This is a genomic window from Rhizobacter sp. P2_G4, assembly GCF_056403575.1.
On the sequence record NZ_JBFUFG010000005.1, the window covers coordinates 135490 to 161424 of the forward strand.

Annotated in this window: 19 protein-coding genes; 18 read left to right on the forward strand and 1 reads right to left on the reverse strand. The window is 67.2% G+C overall.

Annotated features, from left to right (window positions below):
• The first annotated feature begins 32 nt into the window (after nucleotides 1-32).
• From AC1DYS_RS19515 to AC1DYS_RS19545, 7 genes are all read left to right on the forward strand, one after another.
• Nucleotides 33-761, forward strand: coding sequence for a GntR family transcriptional regulator (locus AC1DYS_RS19515; RefSeq protein WP_477902167.1), 729 nt, complete (start codon nucleotides 33-35; stop codon nucleotides 759-761).
• Nucleotides 758-1663 (forward strand): polysaccharide deacetylase family protein, encoded by a 906-nt coding sequence (locus AC1DYS_RS19520; protein ID WP_477902169.1) that lies wholly within the window; start codon nucleotides 758-760, stop codon nucleotides 1661-1663. Before AC1DYS_RS19515 ends, AC1DYS_RS19520 begins: the two co-directional genes overlap by 4 nt.
• Nucleotides 1664-2298: 635 nt before the next feature.
• Nucleotides 2299-2931: a flavin reductase family protein gene (locus AC1DYS_RS19525; RefSeq protein ID WP_477902171.1), complete on the forward strand. Its 633-nt coding sequence runs from the start codon at nucleotides 2299-2301 to the stop codon at nucleotides 2929-2931.
• Nucleotides 2932-3066: 135 nt separating this feature from the next.
• Nucleotides 3067-4467, forward strand: a complete 1401-nt coding sequence (locus tag AC1DYS_RS19530; RefSeq protein ID WP_477902173.1) for an efflux RND transporter periplasmic adaptor subunit — start codon at nucleotides 3067-3069, stop codon at nucleotides 4465-4467.
• A gap of 2 nt (nucleotides 4468-4469) precedes the next feature.
• On the forward strand, nucleotides 4470-7598 hold the full coding sequence (locus AC1DYS_RS19535) for an efflux RND transporter permease subunit (RefSeq protein WP_477902175.1): 3129 nt from the start codon (nucleotides 4470-4472) through the stop codon (nucleotides 7596-7598).
• Nucleotides 7599-7746: 148 nt separating this feature from the next.
• A complete protein-coding gene (locus AC1DYS_RS19540; protein ID WP_477902177.1) occupies nucleotides 7747-11019 on the forward strand; it encodes an efflux RND transporter permease subunit in 3273 nt (1090 codons plus the stop codon).
• Nucleotides 11016-12446 carry an efflux transporter outer membrane subunit gene (locus tag AC1DYS_RS19545; RefSeq protein ID WP_477902179.1) on the forward strand — a complete coding sequence of 477 codons (1431 nt, stop codon included), beginning with the start codon at nucleotides 11016-11018 and terminating at the stop codon, nucleotides 12444-12446. Before AC1DYS_RS19540 ends, AC1DYS_RS19545 begins: the two co-directional genes overlap by 4 nt.
• Here the strand turns inward: AC1DYS_RS19545 and AC1DYS_RS19550 are convergent.
• Entirely contained in the window at nucleotides 12425-13504 is a 1080-nt protein-coding gene (locus AC1DYS_RS19550; RefSeq protein ID WP_477902181.1) for an MBL fold metallo-hydrolase, read from the reverse strand. The two genes, AC1DYS_RS19545 and AC1DYS_RS19550, sit on opposite strands and share 22 nt — an antisense overlap.
• Nucleotides 13505-13551: 47 nt before the next feature.
• On the opposite strand from AC1DYS_RS19550, the gene AC1DYS_RS19555 reads away from it, so the two are divergent.
• The 11 genes from AC1DYS_RS19555 to AC1DYS_RS19605 all read left to right on the forward strand — a co-directional run bounded on the left by AC1DYS_RS19555 (nucleotide 13552) and on the right by AC1DYS_RS19605 (nucleotide 25935).
• Nucleotides 13552-13977, forward strand: a complete 426-nt coding sequence (locus AC1DYS_RS19555) for a MerR family transcriptional regulator (RefSeq protein WP_477902183.1) — start codon at nucleotides 13552-13554, stop codon at nucleotides 13975-13977.
• Nucleotides 13978-13989: 12 nt separating this feature from the next.
• Nucleotides 13990-15168 (forward strand): isovaleryl-CoA dehydrogenase, encoded by a 1179-nt coding sequence (locus AC1DYS_RS19560; protein WP_477902185.1) that lies wholly within the window; start codon nucleotides 13990-13992, stop codon nucleotides 15166-15168.
• Nucleotides 15169-15330: 162 nt separating this feature from the next.
• Entirely contained in the window at nucleotides 15331-16482 is a 1152-nt protein-coding gene (locus AC1DYS_RS19565; protein WP_477902187.1) for an ABC transporter substrate-binding protein, read from the forward strand.
• 136 nt (nucleotides 16483-16618) lie between these two features.
• Nucleotides 16619-17302: a carbonate dehydratase gene (gene can / locus AC1DYS_RS19570; protein ID WP_477902189.1), complete on the forward strand. Its 684-nt coding sequence runs from the start codon at nucleotides 16619-16621 to the stop codon at nucleotides 17300-17302.
• Between the two features lie 11 nt (nucleotides 17303-17313).
• Nucleotides 17314-19236 carry a bifunctional isocitrate dehydrogenase kinase/phosphatase gene (gene aceK, locus AC1DYS_RS19575; protein ID WP_477902696.1) on the forward strand — a complete coding sequence of 641 codons (1923 nt, stop codon included), beginning with the start codon at nucleotides 17314-17316 and terminating at the stop codon, nucleotides 19234-19236.
• Nucleotides 19237-19287: 51 nt separating this feature from the next.
• Nucleotides 19288-20466, forward strand: a complete 1179-nt coding sequence (locus tag AC1DYS_RS19580) for an acetyl-CoA C-acyltransferase (RefSeq protein WP_477902191.1) — start codon at nucleotides 19288-19290, stop codon at nucleotides 20464-20466.
• A complete protein-coding gene (locus tag AC1DYS_RS19585) occupies nucleotides 20467-20928 on the forward strand; it encodes a MaoC family dehydratase (protein ID WP_477902193.1) in 462 nt (153 codons plus the stop codon). It begins immediately after the preceding gene.
• Complete coding sequence (locus AC1DYS_RS19590; protein WP_477902195.1) at nucleotides 20925-21590, forward strand: SDR family oxidoreductase; 666 nt, start codon at nucleotides 20925-20927, stop codon at nucleotides 21588-21590. Before AC1DYS_RS19585 ends, AC1DYS_RS19590 begins: the two co-directional genes overlap by 4 nt.
• A gap of 3 nt (nucleotides 21591-21593) precedes the next feature.
• The gene (hisC, locus tag AC1DYS_RS19595) at nucleotides 21594-22664 is read left to right on the forward strand and encodes a histidinol-phosphate transaminase (protein ID WP_477902197.1); all 1071 of its coding nucleotides are present in this window, start codon (nucleotides 21594-21596) and stop codon (nucleotides 22662-22664) included.
• Nucleotides 22665-22675: 11 nt separating this feature from the next.
• Nucleotides 22676-23806, forward strand: a complete 1131-nt coding sequence (locus AC1DYS_RS19600) for an acyl-CoA dehydrogenase family protein (RefSeq protein WP_477902199.1) — start codon at nucleotides 22676-22678, stop codon at nucleotides 23804-23806.
• A gap of 14 nt (nucleotides 23807-23820) precedes the next feature.
• Complete coding sequence (locus AC1DYS_RS19605) at nucleotides 23821-25935, forward strand: DUF2868 domain-containing protein (RefSeq protein ID WP_477902201.1); 2115 nt, start codon at nucleotides 23821-23823, stop codon at nucleotides 25933-25935.

Consider the following 25935-nt stretch of genomic DNA (forward strand, 5'->3'; position numbering starts at 1 on the left):
CGGCGCGTCGACTCCGCGCGCTGACAGCGCCCATGGCCACACGCAAAACAGCCTCTGTCGAAGAACCCGGACCCGCGCCGGTGATGGCCGCCGACCGCGTCTACGAGGCCATCTACGCGGCCGTGATCGACCATCGCCTCGCGCCCGGCTCCCGCTTGCGCGAAGAAGAGCTGGCCGAGACCTTTGCCGTGTCGCGCACGCTGGTGCGCCAAGCGCTGCACAAGCTCGCGCAAGACGGCGTGATCCTGCTGCGGCCCAACCGCGGTGCCCAGGTGCCCGAGCCCACGCGCCGCGATGGCGAGCACGTGTTCGACGCGCGCCGCGTGGTCGAGTGCGAGGTGGCACGCCGCCTGGCCGGCAAGCTGAGCGCGGCGCAGATGGTTGAGCTGAAGCAACTGGTCGAGGCCGAGGCCCGCGCCACCAAGTCGCAGAACAAGCAGGAGGCGATCCGCCTGTCCGGCGAGTTCCACCTGAAGCTGGCGCAGATGAGCGGCAACCCGATCTTCGTGAGGTTGCTGGAAGAGCTCTTGCCGACCACCTCGCTGCTGATGGCGCTGTACAAGGCGCCCGGCGAGCCGATGTGCGTGGCGCACAGCCACCGCACGCTGCTGCAGGCGATCGCCAAGGGCGGCACCGGCACCGCAGCCGGCACCGAGATGAAACGCCACTTGAACGAGATCGAACGCTCGCTGTCGCAGCCCACGCCGCGCGTCGTGGCGCCCTTGCGCGACGTGTTCAAGTCGTACCGGAGCGCGCCGTGACGCGTGCACCGCTGCGCTCCCACGAGCGTTTCGCCTACTCCGCCATCACCCGCCGTCCGGCGCTGCGCTGGCCCAGCGGCAAGCGGCTTGCGGTTTATATCGGCTTCAACATCGAGCACTTCGCCTTCGGCGAAGGCCTGGGCGCCGGCATCGGGCCGGTGTCGCCGCAACCCGACGTGCTGAACTACAGCTGGCGCGAATACGGCAACCGCGTCGGCGTGTGGCGTTGCCTGGACCTCTTCGATGAACTGGCCCTGCCTACCGGCGCGTTGATCAACACCGCGCTGTACGACCATTGCCCCGAGGTCATCGAGGCGTTTTCCGCACGGGGTGACGAACTCATCGGCCACGGCCACAGCAATGCCGAGCGGCAGGGCGTGCTGCCTGAGGCCGAAGAGCGCGCGCTGATCCTGCACTGCCGCGAGCGCATGCAGCAGGCGCATGGCGTGGCGCCGTCGGGCTGGCTGTCTCCATGGATCTCGGAGAGCTTCCACACGCCCGACCTGCTGAAGGAAGCCGGCTTCCGCTACACGCTCAACTGGTGCCACGACGACCAGCCGATGCTCATGGACACGCGCTCGGGGCCGCTGTGGGCGGTGCCTTATCCGCAGGAGTTGAACGACATCCCGATGATCATGGGGCGGCAGATGGACGCGAAGGACTTCGCGCAGATGATCATCGACCAGTTTGACGAGATGTTGTTGCAGTCTGAGAAGCAGTCGCTGGTGATGGGGATTGCGCTGCATCCGTACATCGTGGGGCAGCCTTATCGGCTGCGGCATTTGAGGCGGGCGCTGGCGCATATCGTTTCTCGTCGGGATGAGGTTTGGGTGACGACGCCTGGGGGGATTGTTGATGCTGTTGCGGGTGGGCGATGTGGTTTTGCCCGCTTCGCGTGTTGAGTTCTCCTGCCTGCCGGCGGGTGCGCCGGGAATCCGCCCCGGCGGGCGAGTCACTTTCATTTGTCGCGTCAAATGAAGGTAACCAAAGCAAAGACGCTCTCCACTTTGCTGTACCGCTTCGGCTGCTTCCTTCCGCGACTTGTCACCCGAGAAGTACATCGGACCACGGAACACCTGTTCAAAGTACCCCACCTCTCGGCTCGCTGCGCATCGTCTCGATGACGCTTCGGGCTGCTACGCGCCCTGGCGTCAAGGCGAAGCGAGGCGTGTTGGGGAAGTTGCGAAGCAACGACTGCATTGCTCTTGGGCCCCGTGGGTGGCGTCGAGGAGCGCAGGGGTTTGGGGCCGCGCGCGACAGCGCGCTTCGTCAACTGACTTCGCGCGGCTGTTTGAGCGCAGCGGCCACAGGCCGCGTAGCGAGTTCGGCGCGAGGCCCCAAACACCGAGCACCGCAGAGCAGTCGGCCTCAGGCCGACCGCCACCGTCGGGTCCCCCTTTCTTTGCTTACTTTCTTTCGGGGAAGCGAAAGAAAGTGAGTCGGCTGTCGGGACGACATCCCGACTCGGCCTCACGCAGTGAACACAAGCTGCATGCGAATGCAGCCGCAGCCCCCGGGCGAACCAAGAGAAACGAACATGAACATCGACTTCTCCACCCTAACCGAATACCAACGCTACAAACTGATGGCCAGCCTCATCGTCCCGAGGCCCATCGCGCTCATCACGACGCTGAGCGAAACCGGCGTCATCAACGCCGCCCCCTTCAGCATGTTCAACATGCTCGGCGAAGAACCCCCCATCGTGATGGTCAGCATCAACCGCCTGGGCGACGGCCAGCTCAAGGACACCGCCGCCAACATCATGAGAGAGAAGGAGTTCGTCGTCCACATCAGCGATGAAGCCATGGCCGAGAAGATGCACCGCTGTGGCGAGCGCCTGCCGTCGGACGTGAGCGAGCTGGCTCACGTCGGCCTCACGCCGCTGCCGTCGCAGGCGGTGAAGCCGCCGCGCATCGCCGAGGCGCCTGTCGCGTTCGAGTGCACGCTGTGGGAAACGCTGGAGACCGCCAGCCGGCAGATCTTCATCGGCCAGGTGCGCTGGCTGCACGCGCGTGACGGGCTGATCGACACCGAGCGCTGGCGGGTGCGCCTGCAAGACTACTTTCCGGTGGCGCGCTTTGGTGCCAGCTACTACGTCACCACGCGAGATCGCTTCTCGCTCGACGGAGCCGAGGCGCCGCCGCAGGCCAACCCCATCGACGAGCTGTGAGCTCCTCAAGTTGCTTTACAAGACTTCATACGAAGACAACGAAGGCTTCAGGGAGCCGGACTACCATGCCCCGATTCCAGCGCCACGACCCCGGTGTTTCCTGCACCGGCGGCCGGCACTCACCACGAAGCACCCATGGACAGCCAGCCCGACGAGCGTTCGATCTCTCCCTCACAACCCGGCGTTAGACCGCGTCGCCGATGGGTCGGCACCCTGGTGGCGATCGTCGGCCTGGCGGCACTGGGCGGCGGGGCCTGGTACCTGACGCATCGGCCGGCGGCCACGTCGGCGGCGCAACCGGGTCCTGGTGGACCCGGAGGGCCTGGTGGAGCGGGTGGTGGCCGTGCCGGACGCGGTGGTGGTGGAGCCACCACGGTGGGCGAGTTCACGGCGCGCAAGGCCGACATCCCGGTGATGGTCGAGGCGCTGGGCACCGTGATGCCCATGGTCACCGCCACCGTGCGGCCGCAGGTGTCGGGCGTGCTGAAGCAGGTGCTGTTCACCGAAGGCCAGATGGTCAAGCAGGGCCAGGTGCTGGCGGTCATCGACCCGCAGCCTTTCCAGATTGCGCTGACGCAGGCCACCGGCGCCCGCATCCGCGACGAAGCGCAGCTCGAGAACGCCAAGCTCACGCTCGAGCGCTACCGCACGCTGCTGTCGCAGGACTCCATCGCCCGGCAGGACGTGGACACCCAGGCCTCGCTGGTCAAGCAGCTCGAAGGCACGGTCACCATCGACCGCGCGAACGAGGCCACGGCACGGCTCAACCTCGGTTACAGCCGCATCGTCGCACCCGTGGCAGGCAGGGTCGGCCTGCGTGTGGTCGACACGGGCAACTACATCAGTGCAGGCGACACTAACGGCGTGGCGGTGATCACGCAAATGTCGCCCATCGACGTGTCGTTCGCGCTGCCGCAAGACCGTGTGCCGGAGTTGCAGGCGCGCATGGCCGAAGGCGTGAAGCTGCCGGCCACCGCGCTCGACCGCACGCGCGTCACCCAGCTTGATGCCGGCGTCTTCTCCACGCTCGACAACCAGATCGACACCACCACCGGCACGGTGAAGGCCAAGGCGCGCTTTCCCAACAGCACGGGCACGCTCTTCCCCAGCCAGTTCGTCAACCTCAGACTGCGGCTGCGCACCATCGAAGGTGCCGTGGTCGTGCCCGTCACGGCTATTCGCACCGGCAGCCAGGGCGACTTCGTCTATGTGCTGAACGAAGACCGCACCGTCTCGCTGCGCAATGTGAAGCGCGGCGAGGCCACCAACGAATACATCGCCATCACCGATGGCTTGCAGGCTGGCGAGCGTGTGGTCACCGAAGGGGCCGACCGCCTGAAGGACGGCGCCCGCGTGCAGCTGGCGGCCGACCGCGCAGCGAGTGCCGCATCGGGCGCCTCGGCACCGGGCCGGCGTGCCTCGGGTGCCTTCGGCGGCGCCAGCGGGCCACGCCGCCGTGCCAGTGACGCGGCAGGTGGAGGCGATTGGGCGCAGCGCAGAGCGGCCAGCGGAGCGCAGGGCGACGGGCGTCCATAAGAATGAGCCCGTCTCGTCCCTTTATTGAAAGGCCGGTGGCCACCGCGCTGCTGATGATCGCCATCGTGCTGGCGGGCCTGGTGGGCTTCAGGTTTCTGCCGCTGTCGGCGCTGCCGCAGGTCGACTACCCGACCATCCAGGTGCAGACCTTGTACCCCGGCGCCAGCCCCGAGGTGATGAGCCGCACCGTCACCGCGCCGCTGGAGCGCCAGTTCGGTCAGATGTCGGGTCTCGCGCGCATGAGCTCGACCAGCGCGGCGAGCGTCTCCATCATCACGCTGCAGTTCTCGCTCGGCGAGACGCTGGACGTGGCCGAGCAGGAGGTGCAGGCCGCCATCAATGCCGGCAGCTCCACGCTGCCCGCCGACCTGCCGGCGCCGCCCGTCTACGCCAAGGTCAACCCGGCCGATGCGCCGGTGCTCACGCTGGCCATCAGCTCCACCAGCATGCCGCTCACGCAGGTGCAGAACCTGGTGAACACGCGCTTGGCGCAGAAGATCAGCCAGGTCTCGGGCGTGGGCCTGGTTACGCTGAGTGGCGGGCAGCGGCCGGCCATCCGCATCCAGGCCGATACGCAGGCGCTGGCCTCGTACGGCATCGGTCTCGACACCTTGCGCACCGCCATCTCGTCGGCCAACTCCAACAGTGCCAAGGGCAGCTTCGACGGCCCGAAGCGTGCCTACACGATCAACTCGAACGATCAGCTGCTGACGGTGGCTGACTACACCAACCTCATCGTCGCCTACAAGAACGGCGCGCCGGTGCGCATCTCCGACGTGGCCAAGGCCGTCGACAGTGCCGAGAACACGAAGCTCGGCGCCTGGGCGGCCTCGCGCAGCGCCGCCTCCAAGGGCGAGCTGGTGCCGGCCATCGTGCTGAACGTGCAGCGCCAGCCGGGCGCCAACGTGATCGCCACCGTCGATGCCATCAAGAAGCAGCTGCCCGAGCTCACCGCCTCGCTGCCCAGCGCCTTGCAGGTCGACGTGCTGAGCGACCGCACCACCGGCATCCGTGCGTCAGTACAGCACGTGGAGCTCGAGCTGGTCATGGCGGTGGTGATGGTGGTGCTGGTGATCTTCTTCTTCTTGCACAGCGTGCGCGCCACGGTGATCGCGAGCCTGGCCGTGCCCATCTCGCTGATCGGCACCTGCGGCGTGATGTACCTGCTCGGCTACAGCCTGAACAACCTGAGCCTGATGGCGCTGACGATTGCCACCGGATTCGTCGTCGACGACGCCATCGTGATGATCGAGAACATCTCGCGCTATATCGAAGAAGGCGAGCCGCCGATGGCCGCGGCGCTGAAGGGCGCCACGCAGATCGGCTTCACGATAATCTCACTCACGGTGTCGCTGATTGCAGTGCTCATTCCGCTGCTCTTCATGGGCGATGTGGTGGGGCGTTTGTTCCGCGAATTCGCGGTCACGCTGGCCATCACCATCCTCATTTCTGCTGTCGTCTCTCTGACCTTGGTGCCGATGATGTCGGGCCGCTGGATTCGCCCCGAGCCCAAGGACGGCAAGGGCTTCGGCGCCAAGGTGCAGCGCGGGTTCGACCGCGTGATCACGCACTACGACACCTGGCTGCAGTGGGTGCTGCGCCACCAGGGCGCCACGCTGTGGGTGGCGCTGGGCACGCTCGCGCTCACCGTGCTGCTCTACCTGTGGATTCCCAAGGGCCTGTTCCCGACACAAGACACCGGCCAGCTGCAGGCGCGTGTGCAGGCGGCGCAAGACGTGTCGTATGCCCGCATGGCCGAGCTGCAACAGGCCGCGGCGCGGGTCATCATGCAAGACCCGGACGTCGAGAGCCTCAGCTCCTTCGTCGGCGTGGACGGAGCCAACAACACCATGCTGCACACCGGCAGCATGCTGATCAACCTGAAGAAGTCGCACGACAAGCAGGCCGACGTGATGCAGCGCCTGCGCGACAGCGTGCGCGGCGTGGCCGGCCTCACGCTGTACCTGCAGCCCACGCAAGACCTGACCATCGACGCCGAGACCGGCCCGACCGAATTCCGCGTCTCGCTCGAAGGCGCCGACACGGCCACGGTCACGCAGTGGGCCAACAAGCTCTCGCAGCAGATGCAGACGCTGCCCCAGGTGCGCAACGTGGTGAACGATGCCAACGCGCAGGGCCTGTCGGCCTATATCGACATCGACCGCGACACCGCCTCGCGCCTGTCCATCAGCGCGAGCACGGTCGACGACGCGCTGTACAGCGCCTTCGGCCAGCGCATCGTCTCGACCATCTTCACCGAGACCGACCAGTACCGCGTGATCCTCGAGGCCAAGCCGGGCCTGCTGACCACCGCCGAATCGCTCGGCCTGCTGCACCTGAAGACCGGCTCGGGCGCGGCCACGCCGCTGTCAGCCATCGCCACCATCCGCGAGCGGCCGGCGCCGCTGCAGGTGACGCACGTGGCGCAGTACCCGGCCACCACGCTGGGCTTCGACACCGCGCCCGGCGTGGCGCTGGGCAAGTCGGTCGATGCGATCCGCCAGGCGGCAAAAGACATCGCGCTGCCGGCCAGCGTGACGCTCACCTTCCTGGGTGCCGCGGGTGCGTACGAGAACTCGCTGTCGAACCAGCTGTGGCTGATTCTTGCGGCGGTGATCTGCGTCTACATCGTGTTGGGCGTGCTGTACGAGAGCTACATCCACCCGCTGACGATCCTCTCCACGCTGCCCTCGGCCGGCGTGGGCGCGTTGCTCGCGCTGATGCTGAGCGGCAACGACCTCGGGGTGATCGGCATCATCGGCATCATCCTGCTGATCGGCATCGTGAAGAAGAACGCGATCATGATGATCGACTTCGCCATCGACGCCGAGCGCAACCAGGGCAAGCCGGCGCACGAGGCCATCCACCAGGCGGCGTTGCTGCGCTTCCGCCCGATCCTGATGACGACGCTGGCCGCGCTCTTCGCCGCGCTGCCGCTCATGTTCGGCTGGGGTGAAGGCGCCGAGTTGCGCCGCCCGCTGGGCCTCGCGATCTTCGGTGGTCTGGTGGTCAGCCAGCTGCTCACGCTCTTCACCACGCCGGTGATTTACCTCGGCTTTGACCGGCTCGGCAAGCGCTGGGGCAAGAAGCCCTCGGCGCCGCCCACACCGGCCGGGAGCACCGCGGCATGAACCTCACGCTCGCTCCGTCCCCGTTCGCCCTGAGGTATCGAAGGGCTTGCGCGAGCATCTCCAAACCTGAGGCAGATGAACCGCAGCGAACGGCGGTGCCCTTCGATACCWCAGGGCGAACGGAGATTGTGACCAGGGTGGGCAGCGCATGAACCTCTCGCGCCCCTTCGTCGAGCGGCCGATCGCCACGGTGCTGCTGACCATTGGCGTGGCGCTGGCCGGCATCGGTGCGTTCTTCGCGCTGCCTGTCTCGCCGCTGCCGCAGGTCGACTACCCGACCATCTCGGTCAGCGCGAGCCTGCCCGGCGGCAGCCCCGAGACGATGGCCACCAGCGTGGCCACGCCGCTGGAGCGGCGGCTGGGCGTGATCCCTGGCGTCAACGAGATGACCTCGTCGAGCTCGAGCGGCTCGGCGCGCATCAACCTGCAGTTCGACCTCAACCGCAAGATCGACGGTGCTGCGCGCGAGGTGCAGGCGGCCATCAACGCCGCGCGCGCCGACCTCCCGGCCACGCTGCGCAGCAACCCGACCTACCGCAAGGCCAACCCGGCCGATGCGCCGGTGATCATCCTCGCGCTCACCTCGAGCACGCGCAGCCCCGGGCAGGTCTACGACGCGGTGTCCAACATCGTGAGCCAGAAGCTGGCGCAGGTCGACGGCGTGGGCGACGTGGAGATCGGCGGCGGCTCGCTGCCGGCGGTGCGCGTCGAGCTGCTGCCCTTCGCGCTGAACCGCCTGGGCGTGAGCAGCGCCGACGTGCGCGCGGCCATCCAGTCGTTCAACGCCAACCGGCCGAAGGGCGAGGTGGAGGGCAACGGCCACCGCATGCAGATCTACACGCCCAGCCCGACGCGCAGCGCGGCCGAGTACCGCGGCCTGGTGGTCGCGTGGCGTGACGGCTCGGCGGTGCGCCTGTCGGATGTGGCGGAAGTGAGCGACGGCGTGGAGAACACGCGCACGTTGGGGCTCTTCAACGGCGAGCCGGCGATCATCGTGCTCATCACACGCCAGCCAGGCGCCAACGTGATCGACACGGTCGACGGCGTGCGTGCGCTGCTGCCCGAGCTGCAGGCGCAGTTGCCGCAAGACGTGAAACTGCAGGTGGCCTCCGACAGCACCAACTCCATCCGCGCCTCGCTGCGCGAGATCGAGGGCACGCTGATCATCTCCGTCGTGCTGGTGGTGATCGTGGTGGGCCTCTTCCTGCGCAGCCTGCGGGCCACGGTGGTGCCGGCGGTGGCGACCGTCGTGTCGCTGCTGGGTACTTTCGGCGTCATGTACTTCCTGGGCTTCAGCCTCAACAACCTGAGCCTGATGGCGCTCACGGTGGCTACCGGCTTCGTGGTCGACGACGCCATCGTCGTGCTCGAGAACACCAGCCGCCACATCGAGCAAGGCATGGGCCGCTTCGAGGCGGCGCTGCTGGGTGCGCGCGAGGTGGGCTTCACGGTGCTGTCGATCAGCGTCTCGCTGGTGGCAGTGTTCATTCCGCTGCTGTTCATGGAAGGGCAGGTAGGGCGCCTGTTCCGCGAGTTCGCCGTGACGCTGAGTGCCGCGGTGATGATCTCGCTCGTCATCTCGCTCACCACCACGCCGATGATGTGTGCGTGGTGGCTCAAGCCGGGCGGTGCCGAGGCCAACCCGCCGGGCCGCATCTCGCGCGCTGTCGACCGCGGCTGGAAGGTGGTGCTGCACACCTACGAGCGCAGCCTCGACTGGGCGCTCGACAGCAAGCTGCTGGTGATGCTGATCCTGCTGGCCGTGGTGGGCCTCAACGTCTACCTGTTCAAGGCGGCGCCCAAGGGCTTCTTTCCGCAACAAGACAACGGCCAGCTCAACGGCGGCTTGCGTGCCGACCAGAGCATCTCCACGCAGGCCATGGGCGCGAAGATGCGCCAGGTGGTCGACATCGTGCGTGCAGACCCTGCGGTCGACACGGTGGTGGGCTTCACCGGCGGCAGCCGCTCGGGCGGCGGCTTCATGTTCGTCAACCTCAAGCCGGCCTCGCAACGCGCCAAGGAAGGCACTGGCGCCGGCCAGGCCGTGATTGCGCGGCTGCGGCCGCAGCTCGCGCAGGTCACCGGCCTGCAGGTGTTCCTGAACCCGGTGCAAGACCTGCGCATGGGCGGGCGCAGCAGCAACTCGACTTACCAGTACACGCTGAAGAGCGACAACCTGCAGGACCTGCGCACCTGGGCCACCAAGCTGGCCGACGAGCTGAAGACGCGCCCCGAGCTGACCGACGTGGACACCGACCAGGCCGAGAACGGCGTCGAGACCATGGTCAAGGTTGACCGCGAGAGCGCGGCGCGGCTGGGCCTGGTCTCGTCCGACATCGATGCGGCGCTGTATGACGCCTTCGGCCAGCGCTCGGTGGCCACCATCTACGACGAGCTCAACCAGTACAAGGTGATCATGGAGTGGGCGCCCGGCTACACGAAGGGGCCACAGGCCTTGAACGACCTGTACGTGGCCTCCAGCAACACCTCCAGCAACACCTCCAGCAGCACGACCGGAACGGGCACCTCGTCCACGACATCCGCGACGTCCACGACCGACAGCACCGCCGTCTCGGCCAACCCCGGCCTGCGCGGCGCGTCGACCGGCGCGACCATCAGCACCAGCGCGCGCATCATGGTGCCGCTGTCGGCGGTGGCCAAGTTCAGCGACGATGCCGCGGCCACATCCATCAACCACCAGGGCACGGAGCTCGCGACCACGGTGTCGTTCAACCTGCCCGAAGGCACGACGCTGAGCCAGGCGCAAGAGGCCATCATGCAGGCGCAGGCCGACATCGCGATGCCGATCAACGTGCGTGGCAGCTTCGCCGGCACGGCACTGGCTTTCCAGCAATCGAACAGCCAGCAGGTCTTGCTGATTGCCGCCGCGCTGGTGGTGATCTACATCGTGCTCGGGGTGTTGTACGAGAGCCTGATCCACCCGATCACCGTGCTGTCCACGCTGCCCTCGGCCGGTGTGGGCGCGGTGCTGGCGCTGCTGCTGTTCCGCATGGAGTTCTCGATCATTGCGCTGATCGGCGTCTTTTTGCTGATCGGCATCGTGAAGAAGAACGCCATCCTCATCATCGACTTCGCGCTCGAGGCCGAGCGTGCGCGCGGCCTCACCGCGACGCAGGCGGTACGCGAGGCCTGCCTGCTGCGCTTCCGCCCGATCCTGATGACCACGCTCGCAGCGGCGCTCGGTGCACTGCCGCTGGCCATCGGCTTCGGCGAAGGCTCGGAGCTGCGCCAACCGCTGGGCATCGCCATCATCGGCGGGCTCATCGCAAGCCAGCTGCTGACCTTGCTGACCACGCCGGTCGTCTACGTGCTGCTCGACAAGCTGCGCCGCCGCTCACCCGACGAGAAACACCTGAGCCGCTCGGGCGAAGGTGGCACCCCACCGATTGCATCGACATGATTTCACGCCGCCTTCTCTTTCGACATCTCGTCCGACTTCCGTTCGTTCTGCTGCCGCTTGTGCTGGCGGCGTGCGCCACCGGCCCCGCCTACCAGCGGCCCGACATGGCCTTGCCCGCCGGCTACAAGGAGGCGCCTGCCGGCTGGCAGCCCGCGGCACCATCGACTGTCGATGGCACGGCGTGGTGGAAGGCCTTTGGTGACTCGCAGCTCGATGCGCTGGTCGACCAGGTCGAGGTCTCGAACCAGAACGTGGCCGCAGCTGTGGCGAACTACGCGCAGGCGAGGGCGCTGGTGCGGGTGCAACGTGCGTCGTACTTCCCGACGCTCGGTGTCAGCGGTGGCGTGACGCGCACCGGCCGCGATGGCGGCGTGTCGAACAGCGTGCAGGTGGCGCTCGGCACGAGCTGGGAGCCCGATGTGTGGGGGCGCATCAGCAACAACGTGTCGGCCGCCAGTGCCACGGCGCAGGCGACCGAGGCCGACCTCGCTTCGGCGCGGCTGGCGGCGCAGGGCGAACTGGCGACCAACTACTTCTCGCTGCGCGCGTCCGACGCCGAACTCGCGCTCTTGCGCACCACCGTCGAAGGCTATGAGCGAAGCCAGCAGATCGCGCAGAACCGCTACGACCAGGGCATCGCGACCAAGAGCGACGTGCTGCAGGCGCAGACTCAGCTGGCCAACACCCGGGCCGATTTGCTCACGCTGGAGAACCAGCGCGCCCAGCTCGAGCACGCGATCGCGCTGCTCGTCGGCAAGGCGCCGGCTGATTTCAGCGTACCGCCAACCGCCGAGTGGAAGCCCACGGCGCTGGACGTGCCGCTGCTGCTGCCTTCGACGTTGCTGGAGCGCCGCCCCGACATTGCTGCCAGCGAGCGCGACCTGGCCGCTGCCAACGCACAGATCGGCATCGAGCGCAGTGCGTACTTCCCGAGCCTCAGCCTGAGCGGGTCGTACGGCCGCAGCAGCTCCGGTGTCAGCAACCTGTTCAACGCGCCGAACGCGCTGTGGTCGCTCGGTGTGTCGGTGACGCAGGCGCTGTTCGATGGCGGGGCCATCGCAGCCCGCGTCGACAGCGCCAAGGCGAGCCGCGACTCGGCCGTCGCCCGCTATCGGCAGACCGTGCTCGCCGCCTTCCAGTCCATCGAAGACCAGCTCTCGACCACCCGCACGCTGGCCGCCCAAGAAACGCTGCGGCGCGAAGCCTCGACCGCGGCCGACGACGTGGAACGGCAGGTGCTCAACCGCTACCGTTCAGGCCAGGTGAGCTACACCGACGTGGTCACTGCCCAGGTCTCGGCGCTCAGCGCACGGCGTGCGTTGCTGCAGCTGCTGGCAAGCCGGCAGACCACCAGCGTGGCGCTGATCCAGGCGCTGGGCGGCGGCTGGCAGGCCAGCGAGATGACTCAGGTGGACGAGAAGCGGTAAACGCCATCGGCGCCCAGGCGCCGCACCAGCTTGCCGGCGTGCCACAGCGCATTCAGGTGGGCGATCGACTCGCCCATCGCGAAGGTGGTCTGGTGCAGGTCGAGCTTGCGCTTGAACAGCACACCGAGCAGGACGGCGGCGGTTTGCGGCGCTTCCTTGCAGGCGGCGATTACGTCGGCGAAGCGCTCGTCGTGGTGTGATTTGAGCTGGTCAATGCGCGTGTGCAGACCGCGGAACGGCTTGCCGTGCGACGGCAGCACAAGCGTGTCAGCGGGCAGGGCACGCATGCGCTCCACCGAGTCCAGATAGCGCAGCAGCGGGTTGCCCTCGGGCTCGGATTCGCTCACGCCGACGTTGGTGGAGATGCGCGGCAGCACCATGTCGCCCGAGATCAGCACGCCCCGGCTGGCCGAATGCAGTGAAATGTGCTCGGGGGCGTGGCCATAGCCGGCGTGGCAGGTCCAGTCCTGGCCACCGATGCGCAGCACGTCACCGGCGATCAGGCGGCGAAACTGGTCCGGCACTTCGGGCACGAGGCTCGAGTAGTGGCCGCTGCGGGCCTTGAGCTTTTCCAGCGTGTCGGCGTCGGTGATGCCGTGAGCGGCGGCGAACGACGCCGAGATCACGCCGGTGCCCGCGGTCGCGCTGCTGGCCATGCGGGCGGCGTTGAAGTCGGTGGCGCTCATCCACAGCCGGCATTCGTCGTCGGGAGTCGACCACCGCTTCGTGAGCCACGAAGCCAGGCCGACGTGGTCCGGGTGCATGTGGGTGACGATCACGCGCAGCACCGGCAAACCATCGAGCTCGTTCTCGAACACCTGCTCCCAGGCGGCGCGCGTGCTCTCGTTGCTGATGCCGCAGTCGACGATGGTCCAGCCTTCTCTTTTCCCGTTCGGGCCGTCGATCTGATCGCGCAACAGCCACAGGTTGATGTGGTCCAGCGCGAAGGGCAGCGCCATGCGCACCCAGCGCACGCCGGGCGCCACCTCCAGCGTGCGGCCGGTTTCGGGCAGCGTGTCGCCGAGGGGGTAAGTCAGCTGATGCTCGAGTGCGTTCATTCGCTACACTTTACGTATACGTCAATTGATCGTCATTGTAGGTAGCCATGCCCGCCCCCGCTGTCACCCAGGTTTCACCCGCGCCCGGCACCACTTTCACCATTGGCGAGCTGGCACGCGAATTCGACCTCACGACCCGGGCCATCCGCTTCTATGAAGACTGCGGCCTGCTGCAGCCGCAGCGCAGCGGCCGCAACCGCGTCTACACGCCGCGCGACCGCATACGGCTGAAGCTCACGCTGCGTGGCAAGCGCCTCGGGCTCACGCTGTCCGAGGTAAAGGAGCTGGTCGACATGTACGAGTCGCCGCGGGACACGCAGGCGCAGTTGAAGAAATTCCTGACCGTGCTGGCGCTGCACCGCGCGCAGCTCGAGCAGCAGATGACCGATTTGAACGTGACGCTCGACGAAGTGCGATCCCACGAGAAAGAAGCTCGACGCCTGTTGGCCGACGGTGACAAAAAGACCGCCTGATTGGAGACAACCATGAACCTGCCTGGCCTGAACTTTCAACTCGGTGAAGACATCGACGCGCTGCGCGATGCGGTGCGTGAATTCGCGCAGGCCGAGATCGCGCCGCGCGCGGCCGAGATCGACAAGAGCGACCAGTTCCCGATGGACCTGTGGCGCAAGATGGGCGAGCTCGGCGTGCTGGGCGTGACGGTGGGCGAAGAGTACGGCGGCGCGGGCCTCGGCTACCTGGCCCACATGATCGCGATGGAAGAGATCAGCCGCGCCTCGGCCAGCGTGGGCCTGAGTTACGGCGCGCACAGCAACCTGTGCGTCAACCAGATCAAGCGCAACGGCAACGAAGCGCAGAAGCAGAAATACCTGCCCAAGCTGATCAGCGGCGAGCACGTGGGGGCGCTCGCGATGAGTGAGCCCGGCGCGGGCTCCGACGTCATCAGCATGAAGCTCAAGGCCGAAGAGCGTGGTGGTGTGTACGTATTGAACGGCACCAAGTTCTGGATCACCAACGGGCCGGATGCCGACACCTTGGTGGTCTACGCCAAGACCGAACCTGAGCTGGGGGCGCGCGGCGTCACCGCCTTCCTGATCGAGAAGGGCATGAAGGGTTTCAGCATCGCGCAGAAGCTCGACAAGCTGGGCATGCGCGGCAGCCACACCGGCGAGCTGGTGTTCAACAACGTCGAGGTGCCCGCCGAGAACGTGCTCGGCACGCTGAACGGCGGCGCCCGCGTGCTGATGAGTGGGCTCGACTACGAGCGCGCCGTGCTCGCCGCGGGGCCGGTGGGCATCATGCAATCGGTGATGGACAACGTGGTGCCCTACATCCACGACCGCAAGCAGTTCGGGCAGAGCATCGGCGAATTCCAGCTCATCCAGGGCAAGGTGGCTGACATGTACACCGTGCTGCAGGCGGCACGCGCCTATTGCTACACCGTCGGCAAGAACCTCGATGCGCTCGGCTCCGAGCACGTGCGCCAGGTGCGCAAGGACTGCGCGAGCGTGATCCTCTGGTGCGCCGAGAAGGCCACCTGGATGGCGGGCGAAGGCATCCAGATCTTCGGCGGCAACGGCTACATCAACGAGTACCCGCTCGGCCGGTTGTGGCGCGATGCCAAGCTGTACGAGATCGGCGCCGGCACCAGCGAGATCCGCCGCATGCTGATCGGTCGGGAGCTGTTCGCCGAAACGATGTGAGGCGCCGCCTGCGCTTCGGCGCAGGTTGCTCGAACGAAGGCGGCCGACTGTGCGGCTTTGCACGGTCTGAAAGATGCGGCTGCGGGAACTACTTAGGGAAAACCCTTTGGTCGACCCGACAATTTCCAGTTGCGCCAACCGGCGTCAATTTTGGAATTCAAGATGTCATCCACATCACAAGCCGGCCGACAGGGTTGGCAGTTGAGCCGTCGCGTGTTCGCACTCGGCGCCTTGTTCGGGATCCAGACTCTGGCCATGGCCGCCGAGCCCATCGTCGTGGGCCAGGTGGCGCCGTTCAGCGGCCCCCAAGCCGTGACGGGCCAGGCGATCAACGCCGGCGCCAAGCTCTATTTCGACTCCGTCAACCAGCGCGGTGGCGTGCGGGGCCGCCAGATCAAGCTCGTGACGCGCGACGACGCGCAGAAGCCCGACGAGAGCGTGCGCCTGGTCAAGGAACTGATCGCGGCCGAATCCCCCGTGGCGCTGCTGGGCACCGTGGGCACCACCAACCTCGAAGCGCTGGCCAAGGACGGCGTGCTGGTGCGCCAGCAGGTGTCCATGCTCGGCGCAGTGTCGGGCGCGGCCTCGGTGGCCCACGCCGATGGCATGCATGTGGTGAAGGCCAGCTACCACGACGAAGTGGACCGCCTGTTCAGCCAGCTCGCCTCGCTCGGCGTCAAGCGCGCCGGCCTGGTCTACCAGGACGACGGCCTGGGCCGCGATGTGCTCGTCGGCGCCGAAGAGGCAGCCAAGCGCTCGGGCATCGAGCTGGCGGTGCGCTCGGGCTACCCGCGCAACACCACGGCGGTCGAAAAATCGGTGAGCGAGGTGATCGCGTCCAACGTGCAGGTGGTCTTCCTGGGTGCCACCACCGCGGCCGGCATCGAGTTCGTCAAGCAGTACCGCGCCGCCGGCGGCTCGGCCACGCTGTACGGCATGTCGATCATCGACACCGACGCACTGCTGAAGGCGCTGGGCCCGCTGCTCTCGCGCGGCTATGCCTTCTCGGTGGTGATGCCGCTGGCCCAGCAGACCAACCGCGCCGTGGTGCGCGAGTACCTGCAGCTCAAGCAAGCCTCGCCGAACGCCAACTTGTCGGCCCGCTCGATCGAAGGCTTCATCGCCGCCAAGGCGCTGGTGAAGGTCCTCGAAGACGCCCGCAGCCTCAACGCGGCCGGCGTGACGGCGGCGATCGAAGCCGCCAAGTCGGTGGACGTGGGTGGCTATGTGCTCGATTTCACCTCGAAAGACCGCACCGGCTCGCGCTACGTCGACTTCGCCATGTTCGGCGCCAACGGCAAAGTGGTTCAGTAAGCCGCCTGCAGGGGCGGAGCCGGTCTCCCGGCCGGCCATTTCAGGTGAGTCGGGCGCCGGGTTTCCGGCGCGGTGAGCCGGGTGACAAGAGGGGGGCCGATACACTGGTGCCACTCTCTCCCGGCGCACCGATGTCATGACCACCCAACTCGAAGAACTGCTCGACAGCAACCGCCTCTGGGCTCGGCAGACCGAAGCCCGCACGCCTGGTTTCTTCACCAGCCTGCTCAAGCAGCAGGCGCCGCAGTACCTGTGGATCGGCTGCGCCGACAGCCGCGTGCCGGCGAACGACCTGGTGGGCCTGCTGCCGGGTGAGCTGTTCGTGCACCGCAACGTGGCCAACGTGGTGGTCCATTCGGACCTCAATTGCCTGTCGGTGATCCAGTTCGCGACCGACCTGCTCAAGGTCAAGCACATCATCATCGTCGGCCACTCGGGCTGCGGCGGTGTGGCGGCAGCCCTGCATGACACCCGCATCGGTCTGGCCGACAACTGGATCCGCCACGTGCAGGACGTGCGCAACCGCCACCAGGCCTGGCTCGAGACGATCGACGAGTCGCAGCGCGTCAACGCCCTGTGCGAGCTCAATGTCGTCGAGCAGGCGCTCAATGCCTGCCAGACCACCATCGTGCAAGACGCCTGGCATCGCAACCAGGAGCTGGTGATCCACGGCTGGGTCTACGGCCTGCACAACGGGCTGCTGCAAGACCTGCACATGACCGTGACGAGCGCCGAAGAAACCGTGCCCGCGTACGAAAAGGCCATCGCCTCCGTTCGCTCGCGCTACATCCCGAGCACCGCCGCCAACGAGGCCCGCTGATGCGCATGGCGGTGTTCCCCCAGGAACTGAACGACCTGAGGGCGTTCGACATCGCGAACGCGATGCTTGATGGGTTTGACCGCCACTACACCTTGTTCCGCCAGGCGAGCACCGAAGCGAAGGAGCGCTTCGAGCGCGCCGACTGGCACGGCCAGCAGCGAGCGCAGCGCGAGCGCATCGAGTTCTACGACAAACGCGTCGAAGAGGCCGCCGAGCGCCTGCAGACCGAGTTCAAGGCGGCCACGCTGTCGATGAACGTGTGGCAGCAGATCAAGCTGCACTACATCGGCCTGCTGACCAACCACCATCAGCCCGAGCTGGCCGAGACCTTCTTCAATTCGGTCACCACCAAGATCCTGCACCGCAGCTACTTCCACAACGACTTCATCTTTCTGCGGCCAGCGGTGTCGACCGAGTACATCGAGAACGAAGAGCCCGCGGCGCTGCCGACCTACCGCGCCTACTACCCGACGAAAGAAAGCCTGCGTGACAGCTGGCTGCGGCTGATCTACAACTTCCAGCTGCAGTGCGAGTTCGAAGACCTGGGCCGCGACGTCGACCACGTGATGTCGGCGGTGGCCAATGAGCTGGGCGACTTTCGCCCGCGAGCGAACTTCCAGATCCAGGTGCTGAGCTCGCTCTTCTTCCGCAACAAGGGTGCGTACGTCGTCGGCAAGATTATCAACGGCTTCAAGGAGACGCCGTTCGCGTTGCCCATTCTTCACACGCCGCCGTCGCCGGGCCGCCCCAAGACGGCGGCGCGCCCCTCGGGGGCCGGCGCCGAAGGTGCCTCGGGGTCGTCGTCTTCTAGCGGCGAGTTCCTGGTCATCGACACCGTGCTCTTCGGCGAAGACGAGCTGCAGATGCTGTTCAGCTTTGCACGCGCCTACTTCCTCGTGAACATGGAGATCCCGTCGGCTTACGTGCAGTTCTTGCGTTCGCTGATGCCGCGCAAGCCGCGCTCGGAAATCTACAACGCGCTCGGCCTGCAGAAGCAGGGCAAGAACCTGTTCTACCGCGACTTCCTGGCCCACCTGCGGCACAGCAGCGACAACTTCCGCATCGCGCCCGGCATCAAGGGCATGGTGATGTTGGTGTTCGACCTGCCGTCGTTTCCCTTCGTGTTCAAGGTGATCAAGGACTTCTACCCGCCGCAGAAGGAAACGACGCGCGAGATCATCAAGAGCAAGTACCTGCTGGTGAAGACGCACGACCGCGTGGGCCGCATGGCCGACACGCTCGAGTACAGCAACGTGGCCTTTCCGCGCCACCGCTTCGAAGACGAACTCGTGGCCGAGCTGAAGCATTTCTGCCCCAGCCTGCTGGAAGAAGACGGCAATGACCTGGTGATCCGCCATGTCTACATCGAGCGGCGCATGATCCCGCTCAACATCTACCTGCAGGAGGCCAGCCCTGAAGGCCTGGCGCATGCCGTCGTCGAATACGGCAATGCCATCAAGGACCTGGTCGCCGCCAACATCTTCCCCGGCGACATGCTGTGGAAGAACTTCGGCGTCACGCGCAACGGCAAGGTCGTGTTCTATGACTACGACGAGATCGAATACCTCACCGACTGCAACTTCCGCAAGGTGCCCGAACCGCGCAACGAAGAGGAAGAGATGTCGGGCGAGATCTGGTACCGCGTCGGCCCGCGCGATGTGTTCCCCGAGACCTTCGAGCCCTTCCTGCTTGGCAACGCAGGGGTGCGCGAGGTGTTCATGAAGCACCACGCCGATTTGCTCGACCCGGCGTTCTGGCAAGGCCACAAGGAGCGCATCCTCGCCGGTCATGTGCATGATGTATTTCCCTATGAGCCAGCCAAGCGCTTCAAGAACCAGCGGCGCCTGCGCGACGGCACATCGCCCTCGGGCAGCGAGCGCCGCGCATCGCCCCGCTCGCCTCACAGTTCTTTCATCGACAACAGCCTCGCGTAATCGTCGGCGTCGCTGTTTGTCCCGTTCTCTGTCTACCTGAAGGAGTTCACCATGTCAGATTCCATCGTCATCGTCTCTGCGGCCCGCACGCCCATCGGCGGCTTGCTGGGTGACTTTTCCACGCTCGCTGCCTGGGAGCTGGGCGCCGTGGCCATCAAGGCCGCAGTCGAGCGCGCCGGCGTGCCGGGCGATGCCGTCGACGAGGTGTTGTTCGGCAACTGCCTGATGGCGGGGCAAGGCCAGGCGCCTGCACGCCAGGCCATGCGCAAGGCCGGTTTGCCGGATTCGACCGGCGCCGTCACGATGAGCAAGATGTGCGGCTCCGGCATGCGCGCCATGATGTTCGCGCACGACATGCTGGCGGCCGGCTCGGCCAACGTGATGCTGGCCGGCGGCATGGAGAGCATGACCAACGCGCCGCACCTGATGTTCGCGCGCAAGGGCGTGAAGTACGGTGCCACCGCCATGTACGACCACATGGCGATCGACGGCCTGGAAGACGCCTACGAGCGCGGCAAGGCCATGGGTGTGTTCGCCGAGCAGTGCGTGAGCAAGTACAGCTTCACCCGCGAGGCGATGGACCAGTTCGCGATCGCTTCAACGCAACGCAGCAAGAAGGCCAACGAAGACGGCAGCTTCGACTGGGAAATGGCACCCGTCACCCTGCCCGGCAAAGCGGGCGACACCGTGGTCAAGTTCGACGAGCAGCCCTTCAAGGCCAAGCTCGACAAGATCCCCGGCCTCAAGCCCGCGTTCAAGAAAGACGGCGCGATCACCGCAGCCACTTCGTCCAGCATTTCCGACGGCGCGGCGGCGCTGGTGCTGATGCTTGAGTCCACCGCCAAGCAGATGGGCGCCCAGCCAATCGCTCGCATCGTCGCGCACAGCGTGCATGCGCAAGCGCCCGACTGGTTCACCACCGCGCCGGTCGGTGCCATCCAGAAGGTGCTGAAGAAGAGTGGCTGGGCGGCGGGCGACGTCGATCTGTGGGAGGTCAACGAAGCCTTTGCTGCGGTCACCATGGCCGCGATGGCCGAGTTCAAGCTGCCGCACGAGATCGTGAACGTGCACGGCGGCGCCTGCGCGCTGGGCCACCCCATCGGCGCGAGCGGGGCGCGCATCGTCGTTACCTTGCTGGGCGCCTTGCGCAAGTACGGCAAGAAAAAGGGCGTGGCGGCGCTGTGCATCGGCGGTGGCGAAGCGACGGCGTTGGCCGTGGAACTGCTCTGAATGGACAAACTGGACAAACTGGACACGCGGCTGATTGCCGTCGGCGAGAAGGTCACGCGGCGCATGCGCTATTCGCGTGACGACATCGCCCGGTTCTCGCACATGACGCTGGACGAGAACCCGCTGCATCTCGACTCGATGGTCGCGCAACGAGCGCGCTTTGGCGAGATCGTCGCGAGCGGCCAGCAGACCTCGGCCATTCTGATGGGCATGCTGGCGACCCACTACTCGCGCAGCGACGATGGCGTGGCGCGGCAGATGATCTGCCTGAACATGAACTTCGCGTTCAAGGCGCCGGTCTTCGCCGAGCAGGAGATCGTGCTGCAGTGGCAGGTGTCGTCGGTCACGCCCAACGCCAAGCTCAAGGGCCTGGTCGGCTTGCTCGACGGCCACGCATCGGTGGTCCCTGGCAAGCCGTCGGTGGTCGCGCGCGGCACCATTCTCGTGAGTTCACCGGCGTGAAAGTTTTCGTCATCGGCGCCTCGCGCGGCATCGGCCTCGAATTCGTCCGGCAGTATCGCGCGGCGGGCGCCTCGGTCACCGCCACCGCACGCAGTGAAGATGCCTTGGCCACGTTGCGCGAACTCGGTGCCAAGGCGCTCGCACTCGACGTGGCCGATGCCGCAAGCGCCTCGGGCCTCGCCTGGCAGATCGACGGCTCGGCCTTCGACGTCGCCGTGGTCTGCGCCGGCGTCTACGGCCCCGACTCCAGCGGCCTGCAGCCACCCACCGAGGCCGACTTCGACGCCGTGATGCACACCAACGTGCTGGGCCCGATGCGCGTGATCCCGCAGATTGCCGAGTACCTGGCACCGGCCGCGAAGCTGGTCGTGCTGTCGTCGCGCATGGGCGCCATCGGCCCGCGGGTCTCCGCCAGCGGCTGGCTCTACCGGGCCTCGAAGGCCGCGGTGAACTCCGTGCTGAAGGATGCGTCGCTGGTGTTGAAAGGCCGCGCCACCTGCGTGAGCTTCCACCCGGGCTGGGTGCGCACCGACATGGGCGGCTCCGGGGCCGACATCGAGGTGAGCGACAGCGTGGCGCAGATGCGGCGCGTGATCGCGGGCCTCGCGCCGGCCGACAACGGCCGCTTCTTCGACCACGACGGCACCCCCATCGACTGGTAAGCAATGAGCCAGTTCTGGAGCGACGTTGTTCACCACCTCACGCCCTATGTGCCGGGCGAGCAGCCGCAGATTGCCGGGCTGATCAAGCTCAACACCAACGAGAACCCGTACCCGCCGAGCCCGCGCGTGCTCGAAGCCTTGCGCATGGAAGTGGGCGACACGCTGCGCCTCTACCCCGAGCCCACGGGCAAGGCGTTGCGTGCCACCGTGGCGCAGCAGATGAAGCTGAAGCCCGAGCAGGTGTTCGTGGGCAACAGCTCCGACGAGGTGCTGGCCCATGCCTTCATGGCCTTGCTGCAGCATGGCTCGCGGCCACTGCTGTTCCCCGACATCAGCTACGCCTTCTACCCGGTGTACTGCCGCCTCTACGGCATCACGCACCGCACGGTGCCGCTGGATGCGCAGTTGGGCTTGCGGGTCGACGACTACGTGCAGCCCGATGCGGGCGCGATCATCTTCCCGAACCCGAATGCGCCGACCGGCCGTGCGCTGCCTCGCACGGAGATCGAACGCCTGCTCGCCGCCTGCCCCGACACCCTGGTCGTGATCGATGAAGCGTATGTGGACTTCGGCGCCGAATCGGCCGTGCCCTTGATCGATCGGCATGCCAACCTGCTGGTGGTGCAGACCCTGTCGAAGTCGCGCTCGCTGGCCGGCTTGCGCGTGGGCTATGCACTCGGCCAGGCACCCTTGATCGAAGGCCTCACGCGGGTGAAAGACAGCTTCAACTCCTACCCGCTTGACCGCCTGGCCACGGCCGGCGCGGTGGCGGCGATGGAAGACGCACCGTACTTCGAGCGCACACGCCGCGCGGTGATCGAGAGCCGCGAACGACTGGCCGAGGCGCTGCGCGCCTTGCAGTTCGAGGTGCTGCCCTCGCAAGCGAATTTTCTTTTCGTGCGCCACTCCGCGTACCGTGGCGCTGATCTCGCGGCCGCCCTGCGCGAGCGCGGCATCCTGGTGCGCCGCTTCGACGAGCCGGCGCGCATTGCCGAGCACCTGCGCATCAGCATCGGGACCGATGCGCAATGCGATGCCCTGGTCAAAGCCCTGACCGAGCTGACGAGTCACTGAGGGAACAACGCATGCTGCTGTCCGAAGACCACATCGCCATCCAAGACGCCGTGCGCGCCTATGTGCAAGACCACATCGCACCGCAGTCCGCGCAGTGGGACAAGACGCACCACTTCCCTGCGGCCGAGTTGAAGGGGCTGGCGGCATTGGGTTGTTATGGCGTGGCCGTGCCCACCGAGTGGGACGGCGCGGGGCTCGACTACCTGAGCCTGTCGTTGATCCTCGAAGAGATTGCCGCCGGCGATGGCGCCACCTCCACCGTCGTGAGCGTCAACAACTGCCCGGTGTGTTCGATTCTGATGGCCTGGGCGAACGATGCGCAGAAAGAGCAGTGGCTCAAGCCGCTGGCGCGTGGCGACATGCTCGGCGCCTTCTGCCTGACCGAGCCGCACGTCGGTTCGCAGGCCGATGGATTGAAGACAACAGCCACGAAAGATGGCGACCACTACGTGATCAACGGCGTGAAGCAGTTCATCACCAGCGGCAAGAACGGCGACGTCGCCATCGTGATGGCGGTGACCGACAAGGCCGCCGGCAAGAAGGGCATCAGCGCGTTCATCGTGCCGACCCAGACGCCCGGCTACACGGTGGCACGTCTCGAAGACAAGCTCGGCCAGCATGCGAGCGACACCGCGCAGATCGTGTTCGAGAATTGCCGCGTGCCGGTGGCCAACCTGCTCGGCGAAGAAGGGCAGGGCCTGAAGATCGCGCTCTCGGGACTCGAAGGCGGGCGCATCGGCATCGCGTCGCAGGCCGTGGGCATGGCGCGTGCGGCCTTCGAGGCGGCGCTGCGTTATTCCAAGGAGCGTGTCGCGTTCGGCAAGCCGATCTTCGAACACCAGGCCGTGCAGTTCCGTCTCGGCGAGATGGCAACGCAGATCGAGGCCGCGCGCCAGCTGATCCACCATGCCGCGAGCCTGAAGGATGCCGGCAAGCCCTGCCTGAAGGAAGCCGCGATGGCCAAGCTGTTCGCGAGCGAGATGGCCGAGCGCGTGTGCTCCGATGCCATTCAGGTGCACGGCGGCTACGGCTACCTGAGCGACTTTCCGGTCGAACGCATCTACCGCGACGTGCGCGTGTGCCAGATCTACGAAGGCACGAGCGACGTGCAGAAGATTCTCATCGGACGCGCGCTGGCCTGAACGCGCGAGCAGGCATGACCGAACAGGAGGCACGCCAGGTCTTGCTGCTGCAGGCGCACGAAGGCGAGGGCGGCAAGCACTGGTCGAGCGAAGACCGCCTGTGGGCCACGCGCCAGGCCGCGGCGGTGGCGGGCGATGAGGCCTCGCCAGAGCGCTTCGTGGTCGCGCGCGCGATGGTGGCCATGCAGCGGCTGCTGCCTCGCGACGCGTCGGCGCGGCGTTGGCTGGAACGCCGCGCTTGGCACCCGGCCTGGGTGTGGCTGGGGGCAGTGCTGGGCTTCATCGCCGGCGTGGCTGCCGACCGCCTCGGCCCGCCCGAGCACGTCAACCTGCTAGCACCTGCTGTGTGGGTGGTGGTGCTGTGGAACCTGTGCGTCTATGTCGCCGCACTGATGCCCTGGCATGGCGGTGTGGGCAGCCAACTGGGGCCGTGGTTCGCGCGCCGCGGCCAAGGCACAGACCTCGGGGCCTCGCTGCTCTGGGCGCGCCACGCGGCACCGTTGTCGATGAAGCGCGCTGCCCTCGTGCTGCACGTGGCGGCTGCGGCGTTGGCGTCGGGGCTCGTGGCGGGCTTGTACCTGCGCGGCCTGGTGCTGGACTACCGCGCGGGTTGGCAGAGCACCTTCCTCGACGTGTCTGCGGTCCAGACGCTGCTGAACACGTTGCTCGCGCCCGCCAGTTTGCTCACCGGCATCGGCGTGCCCGACGTCGCGCCGCTGCGCGTGGGGCCGGGTGCGCCAGCGCAGGCCACGGCCGCACCGTGGATCCATCTGTATGCCGGCACCTTGATGCTGTGGGTCGTGGTGCCCCGCTTGCTGCTGGCGTGGTGGAGCGCGTGGCGCGCTGACGCGCTGTCGCGCCGCTTTCCGCTGCCGCTGGACACGCCGTATTTCGAGGCCCTGCATCCGCTGATGCGCCCCGGCCTCTCGCGCGTGGTGAGGTTGATGTGGGTCACGCCGCCCAGCTTCGGGCCGGTGACGCTGCTCGGCCACGTGGTGCCAGCCGAGCTGGAGGCTCCGCTCACGCTGCTCAGCAGCGACGAGGGCGACGAGCTGCAACTGGTGCCCGCCAACCAAGTGCCCGCAGCACCGGCCACGCGCTGGTGGAATCGATGGCGCGCGCCGCACGAACCGACGCCGCCCGAGGTCGATGCCGTGCTGCTGGTCAACACGCCCGGCGTGTCGCAACCCGACCGCGTGTCGGCGCTGCAGCGGCCGGTGCTGGTGCTGCGCGACGCCGACATCGCCGAGCCGCCGGCGCTCCCGCTGCGGCGCCTGGCCGAAGGCTGGCTGCCCGAAGGCCGCCTGTGGCGGGCGCTGCTTCAGCTGTTCGATGGCGACCCGCGCCTCGTGCGCCTGGCCGCAGCCTGGACGGCGCGCCAACGAGCAGTGCTCGACGCAGGTGTCGACGAGATCGCGCAGACCCTGGCCCGCGTGGCCGGTGCACGCCAGCCGGTGACAGGCCCCGGCGCTGGCCTGCTCAGCAGCAACCGCGCCGAGGCCGAGGCGGCGCGCGAGCTTGCGCGTGCCTCGCTGCTGGCGTCGCTCGATCAGGAGCTGGTGACGCACCGCACCCGCTTGCTCGCGCTGCTGGGCCGCCCTGCATCCGACAGCGCCGATGCCCCTGGCGTGCCGGGCGCCGAAGTGGCGCTGCGCGGCCGTGTCGGCGAAGGCCGAGCGGCCGTGGTCGGCGGCCTGCTCAGCGGTGCCGCGGCTGGCCTGAAAGCCGATGTGCTGAGCGGCGGACTCACGATGGGCGCCGGTGCGCTGGCCGGTGGCCTGCTGGGCGCCCTGGGTGCCGCGGGAGCTGCGCGCGGATTGAACGTGCTGCGTGGCACCGACCGCAGCCACGTGGCCTGGGACGAGGTGGCGATGCAAGCCATTGCCACCGCGCTGCTGCAACGCTGGGCCGCGTTGCTGACGGGCCTTCCGCACGATGAAGCGAGCGCTGCTGTGCTTACCAAGGCGGTCGAGGATCGACGCGCCGAACTGGCACGCGCCTGGGCGCTGCGTGGCGCATCGGACGAGGCACGTCAGAAAACCGCCGCCGCGCTGCGGGCTCCGCTGTCTGCGGCGCTGATGCAGGCGCTCGGCCACCCCAGCGCGCCGCCATCATCCGGCGGGCGCTGA

Bases quoted from the DNA above. Each gene is read 5' to 3' on its own strand.
- AC1DYS_RS19515 (WP_477902167.1), top strand. From the start codon at position 33: ATGGCCACACGCAAAACAGCCTCTGTCGAAGAACCCGGACCCGCGCCG.
- AC1DYS_RS19525 (WP_477902171.1), top strand. From the start codon at position 2,299: ATGAACATCGACTTCTCCACCCTAACCGAATACCAACGCTACAAACTG.
- AC1DYS_RS19530 (WP_477902173.1), top strand. From the start codon at position 3,067: ATGGACAGCCAGCCCGACGAGCGTTCGATCTCTCCCTCACAACCCGGC.
- AC1DYS_RS19535 (WP_477902175.1), top strand. From the start codon at position 4,470: ATGAGCCCGTCTCGTCCCTTTATTGAAAGGCCGGTGGCCACCGCGCTG.
- AC1DYS_RS19540 (WP_477902177.1), top strand. From the start codon at position 7,747: ATGAACCTCTCGCGCCCCTTCGTCGAGCGGCCGATCGCCACGGTGCTG.
- AC1DYS_RS19545 (WP_477902179.1), top strand. From the start codon at position 11,016: ATGATTTCACGCCGCCTTCTCTTTCGACATCTCGTCCGACTTCCGTTC.
- AC1DYS_RS19550 (WP_477902181.1), bottom strand. From the start codon at position 13,504: ATGAACGCACTCGAGCATCAGCTGACTTACCCCCTCGGCGACACGCTG.
- AC1DYS_RS19555 (WP_477902183.1), top strand. From the start codon at position 13,552: ATGCCCGCCCCCGCTGTCACCCAGGTTTCACCCGCGCCCGGCACCACT.
- AC1DYS_RS19560 (WP_477902185.1), top strand. From the start codon at position 13,990: ATGAACCTGCCTGGCCTGAACTTTCAACTCGGTGAAGACATCGACGCG.
- AC1DYS_RS19565 (WP_477902187.1), top strand. From the start codon at position 15,331: ATGTCATCCACATCACAAGCCGGCCGACAGGGTTGGCAGTTGAGCCGT.
- can (WP_477902189.1), top strand. From the start codon at position 16,619: ATGACCACCCAACTCGAAGAACTGCTCGACAGCAACCGCCTCTGGGCT.
- AC1DYS_RS19580 (WP_477902191.1), top strand. From the start codon at position 19,288: ATGTCAGATTCCATCGTCATCGTCTCTGCGGCCCGCACGCCCATCGGC.
- AC1DYS_RS19585 (WP_477902193.1), top strand. From the start codon at position 20,467: ATGGACAAACTGGACAAACTGGACACGCGGCTGATTGCCGTCGGCGAG.
- hisC (WP_477902197.1), top strand. From the start codon at position 21,594: ATGAGCCAGTTCTGGAGCGACGTTGTTCACCACCTCACGCCCTATGTG.
- AC1DYS_RS19600 (WP_477902199.1), top strand. From the start codon at position 22,676: ATGCTGCTGTCCGAAGACCACATCGCCATCCAAGACGCCGTGCGCGCC.
- AC1DYS_RS19605 (WP_477902201.1), top strand. From the start codon at position 23,821: ATGACCGAACAGGAGGCACGCCAGGTCTTGCTGCTGCAGGCGCACGAA.